This window comes from Nitrospirillum amazonense, from assembly GCF_029594735.1.
Classification (GTDB): domain Bacteria; phylum Pseudomonadota; class Alphaproteobacteria; order Azospirillales; family Azospirillaceae; genus Nitrospirillum; species Nitrospirillum amazonense.
On record NZ_JARPAF010000019.1, the window covers coordinates 48,305 to 62,954 of the forward strand.

A 14,650-nucleotide genomic window follows, 5' to 3' on the forward strand; every position below is an offset into this window, starting at 1 on the left:
GACCTATGGAAACGACAGCCTGCACCAGCACCCTCGACCAAAACGCCGCCGCAATCCTTCGCACCGTGGCCGAACCTGGCGCGACCGTCATTCGCCTGGGGCAGACAGAGCAGCAACCAGGTTCCCCCGAGCGCCGGCGCGTCGTGACCTTTGCCGACCAGTTCTGTGGAGCCGGCGGTTTCACGACAGGCGCCATGTTGGCCATCGAGGAACGCGGCATCGTTGTTGGGGATGCCATCGCGGCCAACCACTGGCCCGTGGCGATAGCCACGCATACCCAGAACCATCCCGCAATCCGGCACTACTGCCAGGACCTCGCCACCCTGCGCCCCCTCGAGGCGGTACCGTCCGGCAAGCTGGATCTCCTAATTGCCGCGCCCAGCTGCATCTACCACTCGCGGGCCAGGGGCAAGAAGCCCACGAGCGATCAACAGCGCATCGATCCCTGGTACATCCTGCCCTGGCTTACGGACCTGGACGTCACGGCCGTCGTGGTCGAGAACGTCCCCGAATTCATCCAGTACGGCCCTGTCGATCCCAAAACCGGACAGCCTATTCCGAGCAAGAAGGGGCAATACTTCCTTGCGTGGGTCAACGCGATTTGCGCGTTGGGCTACACCTTCGAATACCGGTTGTTCCTGTTCGCCGACTACGGCGACGCGACCACCCGCCTCCGCTTCATCGGCGTTTTCCGCAAGGACGGCCGCTCTCATTCCTGGCCCATGCCCGCCTACAGCCGTGACGGCGATGCGGGCCTGTTTCCCACCAAAAAATGGCGGGCCGCCCGCGACATCATCGACTGGTCCCGGAAAGGCACCTGCGTCTTCGAGCGCCCCCGCCCCCTCGCGTCGAACACCCTGCGTCGGATCATCGTCGGCGTTCGCCGCTTCTTCGGCACCCTGGCCCCGATTTATCTCCCCGCCTTGGAGCTTGAGCTGGAGCGCTCCGTCGCCCACGAGGAGAAGGCCGGCAAGAAAACCAAGCCGGTGCCCATTCCCCGCCGAGACAGCCAAACCACGGACGAATGCGCCGCGTTGATCGAGTTGCACGGCACGGGAACCGCCCACAGCGTGGGCTATCCCCTGCCCACCATCGCCGCCAAAGGCTACCACTATGGCGTGGTTGAGGCGGGCGCCGAGGCCCTGGTACTGGGCCAGCACGGCGGCGCCGCCGTCCGCCCGGCCTCCGCGCCCTTGCCCACCGCCACCACCTCCGGAGCAATCCGCGTCGGCAGCGCCGTCATCGTCATGCAAGGCAAGTCATGGGCGATCGCCGACACCGAGCCACTGCCGACCACCACAGGCGTCGCCAAATGGGCTGTCGGAGAGGGGTTCCTGTGCCATGTAAACCACGGGGGTGATGACGCCCGGGTTCACGCCCTCGACGCCCCCCTGCCCGCGCAGCCGGCCAGCCGGGGGATCGGCAAGGCGGATGGTCACATCCTGTCGTATCACCACACGGTCGCCCACACCGCCACGGACCAATCGCCGGCCGGGACCCTGGAGCCCCAGGCCCTGGCCCAACCGTTCATCATCCAGACCGACCAGACCGGCGGCGGCACCTCTGGGCGCGTCCGCAGCGCCGACGAGCCCTTGGGCACCACAGTCACCGTGCGCAATGCCGCCATGGGGAGCGCCAGTATCGTTCGCCTGGACACCGACGACCCGACCCTAATCGCCCTGGCCCAGCGCCGCCGTCTCATCCTGGTGCTGGACGACGAAACCGGCACCGCCCATCTGGCGAAAATCTCCCTGCCGTTCCGCATGCTGGTGAATCAGGAACTCGCCGCCGGCGCCAGCTTCCCGGCCGGATATCAGTTCGCCGGCACCGACAAGGATATCACGCGCCAGATCGGCAACGCGGTCCCGATCGAAGGCGCGAAGGCGATCATCGGGGCGCTGCTGGACAGCATGGACTTGCCCTATGTCGACCAGGTGGCGGCATGACCCCCGCCAGTACACCAACCCCTGGCACCACTTTGGGCAGCCAACAGCCATCCGATGCCGGCGACGTCCACGACGGTGCTTGCGATCCCGTACAGCAGCCGCCCGTAATGACGCCGGCCGCCGGCACCAACCCTTTCGCCGCGTGCCAGGGCCAGGAGGTGATCGTCGTCCATACCCGCGACGGCCGGACATTCAAGGGCAGCTATCTGACCGTAGCCGGCATGCATTTCGTTCACATGACCGGGCCTGGCCACCCCGCCATGGGCAAAGTCAGCGAGCCGTTCGAGCCGGCGGAGGTGATCCGTGTGGACGTGGTTCGAACGAAATCACAGGTCCAGCAGGATCGCCATGTCCGGTCCCGGGGGGAGCCGTTCCCCGGTCGACCACCAGTCTCGCGCGACGACTATGAATACCGCCTGCAGCTGCTGGCCAGGGCCGTGACCACGGAGGCAGACCGCCGCCGGAAAAGCGAACTGCGCCATCAATTCGATGACCTGGCCGACCTGATCAAGCTCTCCAGCGGCAAAAGGGCGTGGATGCTGGCTGCGGCGGCGTGGTCCCTGACATCCAATCAGGACCCCGTCATCGCCGACCTATGGCACTCCGACATTGCATCGCCAAGCCTCCTGGCAAAACCGAGGCCCCAGGACTTTGACCCAGACCCTGCTGTTCGCCGCCGCCGCGAGGCGCCGACCGGAAACCGCCCTCCCAATTCCGTTCCGGTCATTCTTGGCCAACTTCGGGCCGCAGGCTTCAAGGCGCGGCGTACCCTCATCGGTGACGACCCCACCACCCGGGCGGAAATTCAGATCGACCTCGACGAGTCCAACCGCTGCCGGTTCATCGCTGAAGCAAGGCCGGCGCCAGGCGGCCGCGTGTCTTGGCGTTTGAAGTGGGGCGGGAACGGATCAGCGGCCGCCACTCGCCGCTATCATCGGTGCCTGCGCAATCCGGCCCTACAGGTGATCCGGGGCATCCTAGGCCTGAATAACCGCCCATGACCGCCATTTCCCGGGCCAAGGTCATAGTCTATGGCCTGGTGCCCCCCCAGCTGGCGGCCCTTGGTGTCACCTTGCGACGATCCCCTGAGCCAGGTGCCCGGCCCCGGACGCCTAGGCCAGACCCCTGACGTGCCGGCCTCTGTGAATGTCAGAAAAGAATGATCCACGAGGTCATCGCCTTCTGATAAAAGCGCCAAAAATTACAATTTTTTTGTACAAAAGTAGGTGATCACGATTGGTGTTTCTCGGCAGTCGATGACGACGTTTCATGGTTGCTGGGCGTATCCCACCATCACCGCTTTGGTCCATTTACGTGGGCACAATCCACAGCCATTGCTCGACTAATACGCCCTGTTGCAATGCCAATCTGAATAGCAACGTGATCTAGCCAGTTTGGGTCATTGCAAAGCGCCTCTATCTCGGCAGCACCAACCCCTTCGCTCTTCAATTTATCAATGCACACCCCGCTCATATCTGTAGTCTCCCCCAATGTCGCCAATATTTTCCAGCCGCCAGCGATAACATTAGCCGGCGTAAAGTCACCCCCCTCATACGAGGTCCAACAATCAGGCTTATCACCCGGGAACATCTCCCAGCGTGCAAGAAAGGGCCGCTGCTTATTGTGAGCAGGAGCTAAGAACCACAGAATTGTTTGCCGCATCCTGTTGGCGACAGGTGGGGTACCGTCCCACTCCGGAGGTTGCGGCAGGAGTGCCCATTTTGGTTCCACTGTATCCATAACCATCCTTTCAGATTCTACCCGCTCCCGCTCCCTCACGTTGCCACAAACGGAAACCGGGCACCGTAGTCATCCACTTTTGGCGTGGTCATCGACTTGCGCGATTCACTGCCTCAGCTCATCGGTGACGCTGGAGCCTTCCAATGTGCCGGGGCCCAAAGCTGGGTTGGCACTTGGCGGTAGGCCGCGGTGCTGATCGAGGGCGCGCCGGCGCCGAGGCCAAGCCCGTCGTTTTGCGCCGCCCATGCCAACACCAGCCGAAATTCACGGGGGACAGTCATGCGATCATGGTTTTCACCTTGGCCTATCTATTGCCGGAACATTTTTTAGCGGCCCCTGTCGGAAAACCTCCACCGGCACCACCCCTTGGTCCTTGACCAGGAAACGTCCGCATCGGTAGCGCAGATGGTTGGGATCTCCGACGATGGCCTTCGTCTCAATCCAGTCCCCTTTGCAGTTGAGGTCAGGAACATAGTCCCCGTTATAGGTCACCTCCACCGGCTGGCCATCGTTCCACCAGATGATACGGGCTCCGAAAGTCCAGACGGCGAAAAGCCCGGTGGCCAGGCACAGCATTGAAACTCCGAGATTCATAGCCCTGGTCACGGTCATCGCAAAATCTCACCTTGGGGTATAGGCCAACAGCGGGTGGACTGCCGACCAATCCAGCGCCGGCACCACGATTCCATTGACGCCGGCTACAGCCGCCGCCTGTGTCTCAGCCCACCGCCGCGTACACGGCCCCGTGTTCTCCACGCACATCCCCCATTCGTCGCGCCAGGCAGGTATCCAACCACGCGGCGACAAGTCTGGGTAAGCTGGCAACTCCGATCCGGCCACGGTGATCTCCCGCCCCATCGTCCGATCATGAGGGGACCGCCACCTGGCGTCCCCGCTCAATGGCTGCCCAGCAGGCGCATTCTCGCGAGTAACCTTCAACATCGCGATGGACACAGAAAAAAGTGAAGCCCCCCAACTCCCGTTGAAGGTACATCCAGTCGAAGTCGTCTTCCGTCAACGTCTGCGGATTGCTCCGGCGGAAAGCGCACTCGCGGCATGCTTTCTTATGGGCTTGGCCGTCAGGGTGGGCAAACACAACCTCCTGCAGATGCTCATGAGCCATGTTCGCCACCTCCAAATAACCCCTTCATGACGGCGCCCCCCTGTCATCCAGGATCCCCGCTTCATCAGCCGCGGCGACGAATGCATCCCGCGCCACCTCCACAGTCCCCGCCGCTGAAATTGCTTCCTCGCACGCGTCGATAGCAGCCTCGTATGTAGCAGAGGCGCGGTGTTCGTCCGGCCAAAGTTCCATCAGGCAGCGGAGTGCTTCCTCCACACTGGTCACCCGCCGGCTTATCGCCGGCGTCTCCCATATTGGTGCCGCCTTGAACCAGTGCCTAGTCATCATGGCCACTCGCCTGTCGCTCAGTCGTTCAGCCTTGGCCGCTAGCGAACATCCCGTCGCGCATAAGCGCGCCGAACTCCGCCCGGAGCGCGCGGGTCGGTGACGATCCCAAAGTCCGCATCGGCCGGATGCCGAATCACCCCGACCCCAGGATCATTGATGAACTCGACATTTTTGAATTCGAATGCCCTGTAAATCGCGGCGAGCGTTGTGTCGCTCACCTCAATAGTGCCAGCCTTGGCTTCGATCCTTTTGATGGTAGCAAGACCAATGCCGGAGTGCTCCGCAAAGTCCGCCTGCGACCACTCCAGAAGCGCTCTCGCCGCGATGATCTGCTCACTCTGTAGCATTCTAAGCCTCCAATCTCTGAATAGACTTTTTGCATCATATGGTTCTTTTGGGCTACTTTTCAAGGCCCCCTTCCCCGCCCCTACTGCGGATACCGCCAGCCCGGTACCTAACAGGTCAGGATAAATTCTGGTCGCGGGTGGACGGGTTGAATGAGGATGCGCACAGGCTAGACCAGCCAGGCGCCCAACTTCGGTATCCCTGGCGTTGAGGCTGGTGCCTCTCCCGCGCCACGGTAAACCAGAATAGGGTGGCCTTTTGCTGGGGGTGACTTGCAGAATTCGGCCTCAGCAGGCCGCAATCGCCACGATTTAACGGGCGGTCGTCCGGCTCACCACCGGCAAGCATATATGGCCCGGAAATGTACCCGCGCTCCCGGTAATGTCCGATCCTGGCCAAAGGTGGCGGTCAACCTGCCAGCCCCTGCCGGGGCCGGGAGACTGGGGCCTGTTCCGGCCCCACCTCCTGGCGTGCCGCCTAAAAGGGCACCAGGGCCGCGCCGCGTAGGGGCCAAGGCCCCCTTCGGCGCAACCCTGCTCCCCTCGCCGGCACACCCCCTCCACTCCCGACCCAGTTCGCCACTTGGCAGGGTTGCAGCAGCTGCTGCAACCCATGACCAGGAAGGACAACACCATGGCCCGTATCGTTTCCCCGGAACTGCAAAAGGCGTTTGGGGACGGCTTCAACGCTGCGCCAGATGCCAAGGCCCCCCACCTGTATTCTTCACGCTGCTGGGAGGCCTGGGCACTCGGCAAATACCACCGGGAGCACGGACTGCAGGCGGCATCGCCCCGACCCAGCCGTGGCCACTCCTGGGTGGACAACGAACAGCGGACTTTCCGTTTCGACTATCAGGACGACGGGCGCATCACGCTCACCTGATGGGAACCAGCCCAACACGGCGCCCAACCTCGACCACCATCCCGGAGGGGTACCTTGAACACAGAAAGGATTTTCCTTACCTTCCTCGCGAGAACATTCCTTGACCGGAGGACACCGTGATCACCAGCAAGTTGACCAGCAAGGCACAGACAACGATCCCCCAAGCGGTTCGCGCGGCGTTGCACCTGAGAGAGGGAGACGAGATCGCCTACGCCATCGATGGCGACCGGGTGCTTCTGACCCGCGCAACCAAGGACCGTGAGGACCCATTCGTCACCTTCAGCGAATGGAACAGCGAAGCAGATCGGAGGGCCTATGCCGGGCTTTGAAAGGTGGGACATCGTCAAGGTCCCCTTTCCCTACACCGATCGTCCAGTACGAGAACGCAGACCAGCCGTCGTCGTCGCAGCGGGCGGCATCCAGCAAGAGCATGGATTACTGTGGGTGCTGATGGTCACGAGCGCCGCCAACCGTGCCTGGCCGAGCGACGTGGCTGTGTCGGACCTGGCCCAGGCGGGTCTACCCGCTGAATCAGTGGTTCGCACCGCCAAAATTGCGACGATCGAGGCAAAGGAAGCGGAGCGCATCGGGAGCTTACCTGCACTGGATCGCGCCGACGTGGCACGACACCTCACGCTTGAACTGGCGCGGCCGACCTAATGCTCCTATGGCCAGGTGGCTGCGCAATCGGAACCGGAAGGCGACAAACCGCCGCCCAATTATGTGCAAGGCGAGGGGCCCCGAGGAATGCCTCGGGGGTCCCAGCAGATTTCTGCGACCCCTTTCGGGCCAGGCTCCCTTGAAATCACAACGGGCGGGTGAACGGTGTGAGCGCCCCCGTCCATGCCGCCCAGCTGGCATAGGGCGGCAGCCGACGCCGGCGAGCAGCAGCTGGACCATCCCAACGCCAGTCGCGCAGCGCAGGCTTCAACTATCCCTTATTCTTCGCCGCCCATTCCTGCCTAAATCGTTCGGCAGCAAGTCTCTGCTTCTCAGCCGCTTCCGCTTGCCTTTGTTGAATGGCCGCTGCCGCGCTCCTACCGTTATCGTTGATTATATAATCATGGGCACAGGCACCTGGTTTCGGATCTGGCACCCGATCGACAAGCCCCTTCTCATGCAGTGTTTCCAAGACTTGAGCGTGTTGTCCCCACGAGCGATTTGGCCCAAGCAGTTCAATACCGGGCGTCCAAGTTCCAGCTGGCGCGTTCTGTAAATTATTAAGCGCTTGCTGCTGAACAGGGCCTAGACGTGGGATTTGCGTTCTTGTCGTCATTACACATTTTCTCCTTTCATCCATTGCCATCGTTCCGCCAGACTAGCAGTCGATAACGGTGGCCTTACTCCTAGCTTGGCGCGGCTTTGCCATCGTCCCACGCGTTCGTCTTACAAGCACCGCCAGCGGTCCGTCCTGACCATACATCGCCGCATAGTGCCCAGCCTCCCGCCGGCAGGCATCTTCCGTCGGCGCCGAGCCGCTCGCCACCGTCAGCCCATCCTGCCGCACAGAGAAAGTCCAATTCGACATAGCCCCCTCACTCCCTGGACCGCTCGCCGACAGATACCGTAGCGGCACCGGTAATCCATCTCGGGGTGTGTTTATCCGCTATCACGACCCCATGATGCCTTGCCGTTTCTCGCACGAACATCGCCCAGGCCGCGGCATCTGGACGATGGTGAGTGCAGGCCAGGCACTCCGGCATGCCGGCCACCTGATCAGCGACAGTACGATGGACGTCGACGCCGCCCCGACCAAAACGCGCGATGCACTCACCCGTAGGCGCATTGACCCAGACCGACACCCCGTCACTCAAAATTTCGGGTCCCTGTGGCACAGCCAGATCAACCTGCTCGAAATCCAACATCATCGTCCTCACCTCAACCAAGCCGGAAGGGCCAATATAGACCACCGTGCGCCTCGGTCTCCGCTCATCGGCCGGAAACTGGCGACCAGGTTCACCACTCTCTTTCCTGATCGAGGGGCACGCCCCGCGAAGCTCCTATGGCTTGATCAGGATCGCGTCCGCTGATCGGGTACCCGTACGGGGCAGCCTGGTGCCCGTCGACGCAGGCGACTTAAATGATCCATCCACTTCGTCTCAGCCGTGAATGAATCTATGCCATAATGGCCTCGGGCGTAGCCGCTCGTAGGCCGAGGCAGTCGGCTGACGGCAAGCCAGGGCCATCCAGGGCGCGGTGGCATATAGCCTGCGAGCCAAACGGTAGGTTCATCCCTTGCCTGTCCTAGAGGTCCTCGCAAGTCGATCCCCTGACGGCCGTTCCCCAGATCGCGCACGGCGGCCGGTTGCCGAGCCCACTCCTTAACAAGCAGCAACTCCTCAGGGGTCTCGCACACCTGTACGGCGTACTGACCATCCAGCAATGATCCTGAACGAAGGGTCGCGGGCCGTCGCAACAACACTACGTCCGGCAACCCGGGCATATAGCCAGGATAAATCGCCCAATCCTCAACAACGATCATCGCCCAAGCCCTTCTGCAACCGCTCAGCAAGCGATCGCATTTCAACGATGCGAGCGTCCGCCCTCACTGCTTCTTCGGAAAGCAAAGCACCCAAAACCGGCCCCACCCAGACTGGAACAGGTCGCTCCTGGGCCGCCCACCGCTGCACAAGGCGCGGGTCGAGGGACTCCCTGGGGCCATCAGGATGATGTGGCCCGAGAACCCTTGCCAACGCGCGCTGCCATTCCGGGCCGAGCAGCAACTGGCCAGCTCTCCGCAGAGTGTCGCAGTCAAGGGTCATGGCCATACTTTCCGATAAGGGTTGTGGCCGCGCAATGCCGCAGCCTCACGCAATAACTCGACTTCCTGTGAACTGACGGTAGCGCATATTCCCCGGGTGTTTTCCCCAAGATTATAGCTGCCCCAGGTATCACCATCGCCACCCTTGTAGGTGATCATCCACACCAACCCATCATCCCCCAGCACCATCCATTCCCCGTAGCCATGTAGCAGCCCCCCTACTCGCTGGGCCAAGACCTCACCCGCAAATGGACGCTCCACCTTGACCGGGGATGAACCCTGCGTTTCGATGCGGACGGCGATTTCCTCGGCCGCGATTAGGACGGCATTGCGCGACGCTTCGACCGTTTCACTTGCTCCCAGCGCCGCCGCTTCGGCGGGTGTGGCCTCGCGCCAGTCCACCGCCACGACATGTCGATCCCATAGTGCGGAGGAATATAGCGAGGTAACACCGTCGTCGCGGCTGGCATCGATATACCACGGGAGGGACAGGCCGGTGGTGACCACAGCCATGCCGTCGCGCAGCCGCCACGTCGTTCCCACTGGGCGCGCCTGTTCCGCAGGCACAGTCACAGTGCCTGTCTTCGGAGCGGCGTCAAGGGCGGCCAAATGGCGAGCAACTTCCTCGGGCGAGGCCTCACGGGTGTAGGCGTACATGACGGTGTGGCCCGTCTCCTTCTCAACCCAGCTCGCCCCGTAACTCTCCACAGCCCGAAAGGTACCACCCCACCAAGGGACAAGCCCCCCGATCGCAGGCGCTTTGTCACACCGCACCTGCACTCGCGTCTTCATGCGCTCCGCGACCTCAGCCCGATCAGTGGCTATTTTCTGAGCCCGTGCCTCCAACTCCACCTGCCGGCGCGCCGCCTCGGCGACGCGGCGATCCTGACCCTGTTCGTCCAGCCTCTGGCGGATTACAGCGATTTTTTCCAAGGCTTGCCCAAGGCTCTTTGAGTAGCGGGCGAGGACCACATATCGCCGCGCCGCCTTGTCCCACCGCATCGAGCGAACCCCGCGCAGGATTTCCGCTGCTTCGTCTGAGCCGGGCCAGGCTACGTGGATCTCCGCCCCCACCACGCTGACGCTCAGGCCTGGTACCTTGGGCAGCACCACAGTGGTGGACGTGGTTTTCATCAACGACGTTTCGGCACGCTCCAGGCAAGCGGCAAGCTCATCTCCCCGCTCGAAAGGCACCGTGAAACTCCCCTCCAAGCCGGTCCAGGTACCAATGCGCTTAAGCGCAGTCCGACCCGCCGGGGTGGTGGTTACGATGTATTCCCAAGCATCTGTGCTGTGCTGGACCGTGTACACGCCAGCATAGGAGCCGGGGTTTATCCCGCCGCGGTGCCCTTCGGCGCAAGCACTGTCTAAGACGGCAATGACGGCCGCAGGGTCCTTTATCGCCTCTTCGATGACAATACGTCCGTCCCCTTTGACCTGGAGGCCATGACGCATCGCCTCGGCCCACAGGGCAGGTGCAAACCCCAGGCTGGCCGGGGCAATGATCTGCAATTTCTGAGATGTAGACGTGGTTTTTGCGACGGTTAGACCAGACAGACGTGTGCCCAGAACGACCTCATCACGCCCGGTGCCCGTAATGATAAGATTTTGCGGTGATTGCGACATATTGCGGTCTCCCGTCAAACCTGGGCGGCAGCGCCGTCCCATGTCCGTCAATATACGGACACCCCTGGCGCGCATCAACGGAAATTATGTCTCGCAGTTCAGCCGCGGCGGCCGCGCTTGTCTCACCATGGCGCCGACCAGGACCGCACATGCCGATCTTGGACATGGTGCCATAACCAAGAAATTTTGGGCTCATTGCCGCGAGGCTAGTCACCTGCTTCCTTGGGCGGGTAGGTGGGCGGCATGCTACTCGGGAGTAACGTCAACCGTCCGTCCGCCCAGCTTCCGTGCCGCAAAACTCGGGCTTCTGCAGCTGTGTCCCCGCGCCGGTCAGTTGACCAGGTCGCTGTGGGGCCGCTTAGCCGGATGGGGTGAATTCCGAATTCGGAATAGGAACGCCACTCCCATAGCTTCCTTGTCTCGCAGTCAAATTGCGCCCAGTCCTTCACCCGTTCCCGGTGGCTTCTGGACGGCGGCAGACGGGAGGCGGTCTGCTGTCAGAGGACGGCGTCACCTGCTGCCTTCACCGCAGCCAAGGGCTGGGATAGGACTGGCGTAGTCTCGATCGCCTCCGGCACCTGAAGATGTAACTCGATCCAAATGGTCTGGCCTGGCCGCAGGCTGGATACAGTGAACCCCCTATGACCTGGAACACCCGTTGAGAAATCATCCCAATCGACGTGCGCCGTTTGAGAAATCCCAAGCGAGCAAGGATGAAACGTCTGTCCGGCGGGCGGCGCGACGACGAACCGGCACGCCGCATCGACCTGGCCCACATTGACCACGGACACGATCACATGGCGGAACGCCTCGCTTTTGCGCTTTCCAGTACTGATGGCGATTTCCACCGACGTGGGTACATCTTGACGTATCAGCGACGGCATCCAGACCACCCATTCCGTTATGGCCAATTACCATACAAGGCGTCCACTTCGACGGTTCTGCCTTCAAAAAAACTACCGTTCCATCCAGCGCTGAAGGCTGCGCGTGAACGATTAACAGCATCATCGAGTCTGGACCCAAGAAGACGCAAGTTGGACGCGACGCCATGCATCATATCGAGATGCGCGGGCAGCGGGCGCCCATACCAAGCGGCGACGAGAGCAAGCTCCATGTACTCAACAGCTTCTTGCTCCCCCAAGCCCCGCTCTTTAAGCGCCTGCGCGGTGCTCTGCAGGCATTCGCTCATGACCATGATGGCAATGGCTTGTATAGTTGGATCGTCAGTATCGACCTCGCTCCGCGACGCTTCATCAGGCGCAATAAACGGAAGCCGTTCCAGCAGGGGGGCATTCTCCAGCTCAGCGAATTGCGCATAAAGCGGATCGTAGGCCGTGCCTTGCTGCCTGGCTTCCATCATAGCGCGGGCGCGTAAAGGCATTAGGCGCCAAAGCCAACCCGGGATAGCCCATTCAGCTTCAGGCCGATCGCACCACCAGCCTGACAACACAGTTCTGCCACTAGGAGCGACAATGAATTTTGTGCCTTGACGATCTGCGGACCTACGCGGCTTATCGGTCACGCGACCGTCAATTTGTACGGCTCCTGACATGATGACGGCGGAAAAGCCTTCCCGATCCCTGAAGCGGGCAAGTTCCTTGCCGCGCATGACTTCCTCTGGACGTTCCATGGCCATCGATTACCTTGAGGTCTGTACGCGATCAGTCGGCGCTATGGGCTGGGACACGCGGGCCCGCTCTGAGAAGTGCTTCACGTACTGGCTGGCAACGTCGGCGCCGTCCAACACCACCAGGTTCTCCACGTTCACGTCGCTGGCATGAGCAGTCGGGTTGTAACTGCCCGTGATGACCCGCGTGCCATCGATAATCATCACCTTGTCGTGCGCATGAGCGTATCGGCCGGGTGGAGCATCTATGGCGACAGTCACCCCCTGTCGCGCGCACCACTGCGCCTCTGCGCCATGCTGGGCATACTGCTCGCCATCAACGATAAGACGAACATCCACGCCCCTCCGCCAGGCCGCCACCAACGCTGAGCCGATCGGCCGCGAGGTGAAACTGAAGGCCTGGACCAGAACTTGGCGCCTCGCGCCAGTGATTTCGTGCACGATGACGTCTTCGCAGGCCCCCCCCGGTTCGAAACACACACTTGCAACCTGGCCCGCCGACGCCCCCACGACTGGAACAAGGCCAAGGAGGATGACCAAAAGTAAGAGCGTGCGCAATGTGGTCATCTCCAGCTCTCCTTAACATTGCGGTCGCCGCCATGACAGACAGAGCGACGAATGTCGTCCAAATATTTCCACTCTGGCAGATCAAAAGTGTTGCCCATCAATATCGCTTGAATGGCCAATAACATCGCCCTGTATGTTCATACAGGTTGCATTTAGCTCTTAGCTCGATGGCGTGAAGATCCGGTATTTGCTTGCTATTTTTCGAATGGCGGCCATCCGAAAAGAAAAAGGGCTCATCGCCGCCAGGCTAGTCACCAGCGACCTGTTAGTCGCTGGTGGGCCTGATGTTATTCGGTTAGGGAGCCCCCCTCCGCTTCCGTGGTGCTGCCGGCTTCCAGGAGCACCTTTCTTGGAAGGGCGGCTGACCTTCACGCCATAGCACATCCCCCAGCCTGGCTGGCGCCGGGCCAGCACGGTTGGCGCATGAATTGCCGATGACGGGGAAGAGACATCGCCAATTCAGATGCAAATGTACGAATGCAGGACCCGTCAGGGGAGACTCAGGCCCTGGTGGGGACTCCCGAACAGCAATCCACGCGGTACTTCACCGCCAATATAGCCCGCCTATTACGCGATTTGCACTGTTGGTTTCTACAGGTTGTCAGAGCTGTGGATACCCGTATTCGTTGTCTATCCCATTCCGCGCGACCTGTTCGGCGAATCCCACGCTCAATACCGCCTTTTACGCAGAACGAAACCTCCTTCATCCAGGAAACCCAATGAAACGCATTCTCGTGGCCGCCTTGGTCGTCCCCATTCTCCTCACGGGGCTCGCCCATGCGGAACCTAGCCCCAAAGAGGTCACCCGCGCCGTGCACTCCGGACACCTGCCGGAGGCCGAGAGTCTTCTGCGACAGGTCATAAGGGCCCATGGCGATAGCGCCCGAGCCCACTACGATCTCGGTGAGGTCCTCGGCATGGAGGGGCGGCACGCCGAAGCAGTTGCCGAACTGGAACTCGCGTCCAGCATCGACCCCTCATTGAGGTTTGCGAGCACAGCCGCCGCCTTTGAAGAGCGCCTTGGTCGCGAACGCCAGATGAGCCGCCCGGACAACTCGGGCAACACGGCGTCGATCGCCCCGGCGCCGCCCACTCAACAACAGCCAGACTGGGTGCTCATATCCGAAATCGTTGGAGGTCTGGCCCTTGCCGCCTTTGTTCTGTGGCTGGTCATGCGCCGGCTTGAGAATGGTGGCCAGGACAAGCCCATCCACCAAGAAGCGTCCTCGCCCTCTCCTGCGCCTCCTCCACCCCCTTCACCGCCACCACATGGCTACGCCCCAGCGGCCGCCGCCCCCAGTCCCAGTCCAGTGCTGCCGGACTACCAAGCAGTCGCTCCGCCGCCGGCCGCCAGCCCCGTCATCATCAACAACCACGACGACGGGTTCCTGGCTGGCATGTTCGCCGCATCGATTATGGAGGGACACCACGACACCACTGTGATCCATGAAACCGTCATCGTGGATCAGCCTACCTGGCGCCGGGACGACCAAATTCGCGGAGCGTCGAATGGCGCCCACTACACCGACTTGGAGCCTGCACATCACGGCGCCCGTGCGGCTGCGGACCAGGAGCACGATGAGCCGGGAGATGATGAAGAACAGCCGGACGATGACGAGCATGAAGCCCCCGGCGGCTGGGGCGGTGCATCTGACCATGACGCCTCATCTGATTCATTCGACAGCGGCAGCTCCGACTCTGATGGCAGCTGGTGATTTGACTTATCCCGCCGCGTCAAACCGATA

At 61.8% G+C, this 14,650-nt stretch carries 14 protein-coding genes; 6 read left to right on the plus strand and 8 right to left on the minus strand.

Annotation, left to right across the window (positions count from 1 at the left end):
* Positions 1 to 5: 5 nt before the first annotated feature.
* Positions 6 to 1,946 carry a DNA cytosine methyltransferase gene (locus P5F91_RS29340; protein ID WP_277909064.1) on the plus strand — a complete coding sequence of 647 codons (1,941 nt, stop codon included), beginning with the start codon at positions 6 to 8 and terminating at the stop codon, positions 1,944 to 1,946.
* Positions 1,943 to 2,947: a hypothetical protein gene (locus P5F91_RS29345; RefSeq protein WP_277909065.1), complete on the plus strand. Its 1,005-nt coding sequence runs from the start codon at positions 1,943 to 1,945 to the stop codon at positions 2,945 to 2,947. Before P5F91_RS29340 ends, P5F91_RS29345 begins: the two co-directional genes overlap by 4 nt.
* A gap of 1,033 nt (positions 2,948 to 3,980) precedes the next feature.
* Here P5F91_RS29345 and P5F91_RS29350 read toward each other — a convergent pair.
* The 3 genes from P5F91_RS29350 to P5F91_RS29355 all read right to left on the minus strand — a co-directional run bounded on the left by P5F91_RS29350 (position 3,981) and on the right by P5F91_RS29355 (position 5,444).
* Positions 3,981 to 4,298: a hypothetical protein gene (locus P5F91_RS29350; RefSeq protein ID WP_277909066.1), complete on the minus strand. Its 318-nt coding sequence runs from the start codon at positions 4,296 to 4,298 to the stop codon at positions 3,981 to 3,983.
* 535 nt (positions 4,299 to 4,833) lie between these two features.
* Positions 4,834 to 5,097, minus strand: a complete 264-nt coding sequence (locus tag P5F91_RS29970; protein ID WP_422394508.1) for a DUF982 domain-containing protein — start codon at positions 5,095 to 5,097, stop codon at positions 4,834 to 4,836.
* A 38-nt stretch (positions 5,098 to 5,135) separates the two neighbouring features.
* Positions 5,136 to 5,444 carry a helix-turn-helix domain-containing protein gene (locus P5F91_RS29355; protein ID WP_277909067.1) on the minus strand — a complete coding sequence of 103 codons (309 nt, stop codon included), beginning with the start codon at positions 5,442 to 5,444 and terminating at the stop codon, positions 5,136 to 5,138.
* Positions 5,445 to 6,075: 631 nt separating this feature from the next.
* Here P5F91_RS29355 and P5F91_RS29360 point away from each other — a divergent pair.
* The 3 genes from P5F91_RS29360 to P5F91_RS29370 all read left to right on the plus strand — a co-directional run bounded on the left by P5F91_RS29360 (position 6,076) and on the right by P5F91_RS29370 (position 6,984).
* Positions 6,076 to 6,324 carry a hypothetical protein gene (locus tag P5F91_RS29360; protein ID WP_277909068.1) on the plus strand — a complete coding sequence of 83 codons (249 nt, stop codon included), beginning with the start codon at positions 6,076 to 6,078 and terminating at the stop codon, positions 6,322 to 6,324.
* Positions 6,325 to 6,440: 116 nt separating this feature from the next.
* On the plus strand, positions 6,441 to 6,653 hold the full coding sequence (locus P5F91_RS29365) for an AbrB/MazE/SpoVT family DNA-binding domain-containing protein (protein ID WP_277909069.1): 213 nt from the start codon (positions 6,441 to 6,443) through the stop codon (positions 6,651 to 6,653).
* Positions 6,640 to 6,984, plus strand: coding sequence for a type II toxin-antitoxin system PemK/MazF family toxin (locus P5F91_RS29370; RefSeq protein ID WP_277909070.1), 345 nt, complete (start codon positions 6,640 to 6,642; stop codon positions 6,982 to 6,984). The genes P5F91_RS29365 and P5F91_RS29370 overlap by 14 nt, the downstream gene beginning before the upstream one ends.
* Positions 6,985 to 7,859: 875 nt before the next feature.
* Here P5F91_RS29370 and P5F91_RS29375 read toward each other — a convergent pair.
* The 5 genes from P5F91_RS29375 to P5F91_RS29395 all read right to left on the minus strand — a co-directional run bounded on the left by P5F91_RS29375 (position 7,860) and on the right by P5F91_RS29395 (position 12,905).
* Positions 7,860 to 8,192 carry a hypothetical protein gene (locus P5F91_RS29375; RefSeq protein WP_277909071.1) on the minus strand — a complete coding sequence of 111 codons (333 nt, stop codon included), beginning with the start codon at positions 8,190 to 8,192 and terminating at the stop codon, positions 7,860 to 7,862.
* Positions 8,193 to 9,082: 890 nt separating this feature from the next.
* The gene (locus P5F91_RS29380; protein ID WP_277909072.1) at positions 9,083 to 10,711 is read right to left on the minus strand and encodes a hypothetical protein; all 1,629 of its coding nucleotides are present in this window, start codon (positions 10,709 to 10,711) and stop codon (positions 9,083 to 9,085) included.
* 497 nt (positions 10,712 to 11,208) lie between these two features.
* Positions 11,209 to 11,595: a hypothetical protein gene (locus P5F91_RS29385; RefSeq protein WP_277909073.1), complete on the minus strand. Its 387-nt coding sequence runs from the start codon at positions 11,593 to 11,595 to the stop codon at positions 11,209 to 11,211.
* A 17-nt stretch (positions 11,596 to 11,612) separates the two neighbouring features.
* The gene (locus P5F91_RS29390) at positions 11,613 to 12,341 is read right to left on the minus strand and encodes a hypothetical protein (protein WP_277909074.1); all 729 of its coding nucleotides are present in this window, start codon (positions 12,339 to 12,341) and stop codon (positions 11,613 to 11,615) included.
* A 9-nt stretch (positions 12,342 to 12,350) separates the two neighbouring features.
* Positions 12,351 to 12,905 (minus strand): phospholipase D-like domain-containing protein, encoded by a 555-nt coding sequence (locus P5F91_RS29395; protein ID WP_277909075.1) that lies wholly within the window; start codon positions 12,903 to 12,905, stop codon positions 12,351 to 12,353.
* Between the two features lie 719 nt (positions 12,906 to 13,624).
* Here P5F91_RS29395 and P5F91_RS29400 point away from each other — a divergent pair.
* On the plus strand, positions 13,625 to 14,620 hold the full coding sequence (locus P5F91_RS29400) for a tetratricopeptide repeat protein (RefSeq protein ID WP_277909076.1): 996 nt from the start codon (positions 13,625 to 13,627) through the stop codon (positions 14,618 to 14,620).
* Positions 14,621 to 14,650: the final 30 nt, after the last annotated feature.

Bases quoted from the DNA above. Each gene is read 5' to 3' on its own strand.
- P5F91_RS29355 (WP_277909067.1), bottom strand. From the start codon at position 5,444: ATGCTACAGAGTGAGCAGATCATCGCGGCGAGAGCGCTTCTGGAGTGG.
- P5F91_RS29380 (WP_277909072.1), bottom strand. From the start codon at position 10,711: ATGTCGCAATCACCGCAAAATCTTATCATTACGGGCACCGGGCGTGAT.
- P5F91_RS29390 (WP_277909074.1), bottom strand. From the start codon at position 12,341: ATGGAACGTCCAGAGGAAGTCATGCGCGGCAAGGAACTTGCCCGCTTC.
- P5F91_RS29345 (WP_277909065.1), top strand. From the start codon at position 1,943: ATGACCCCCGCCAGTACACCAACCCCTGGCACCACTTTGGGCAGCCAA.
- P5F91_RS29360 (WP_277909068.1), top strand. From the start codon at position 6,076: ATGGCCCGTATCGTTTCCCCGGAACTGCAAAAGGCGTTTGGGGACGGC.
- P5F91_RS29395 (WP_277909075.1), bottom strand. From the start codon at position 12,905: ATGACCACATTGCGCACGCTCTTACTTTTGGTCATCCTCCTTGGCCTT.
- P5F91_RS29400 (WP_277909076.1), top strand. From the start codon at position 13,625: ATGAAACGCATTCTCGTGGCCGCCTTGGTCGTCCCCATTCTCCTCACG.
- P5F91_RS29385 (WP_277909073.1), bottom strand. From the start codon at position 11,595: ATGCCGTCGCTGATACGTCAAGATGTACCCACGTCGGTGGAAATCGCC.
- P5F91_RS29340 (WP_277909064.1), top strand. From the start codon at position 6: ATGGAAACGACAGCCTGCACCAGCACCCTCGACCAAAACGCCGCCGCA.
- P5F91_RS29370 (WP_277909070.1), top strand. From the start codon at position 6,640: ATGCCGGGCTTTGAAAGGTGGGACATCGTCAAGGTCCCCTTTCCCTAC.
- P5F91_RS29375 (WP_277909071.1), bottom strand. From the start codon at position 8,192: ATGATGTTGGATTTCGAGCAGGTTGATCTGGCTGTGCCACAGGGACCC.
- P5F91_RS29350 (WP_277909066.1), bottom strand. From the start codon at position 4,298: ATGACCGTGACCAGGGCTATGAATCTCGGAGTTTCAATGCTGTGCCTG.
- P5F91_RS29970 (WP_422394508.1), bottom strand. From the start codon at position 5,097: ATGATGACTAGGCACTGGTTCAAGGCGGCACCAATATGGGAGACGCCG.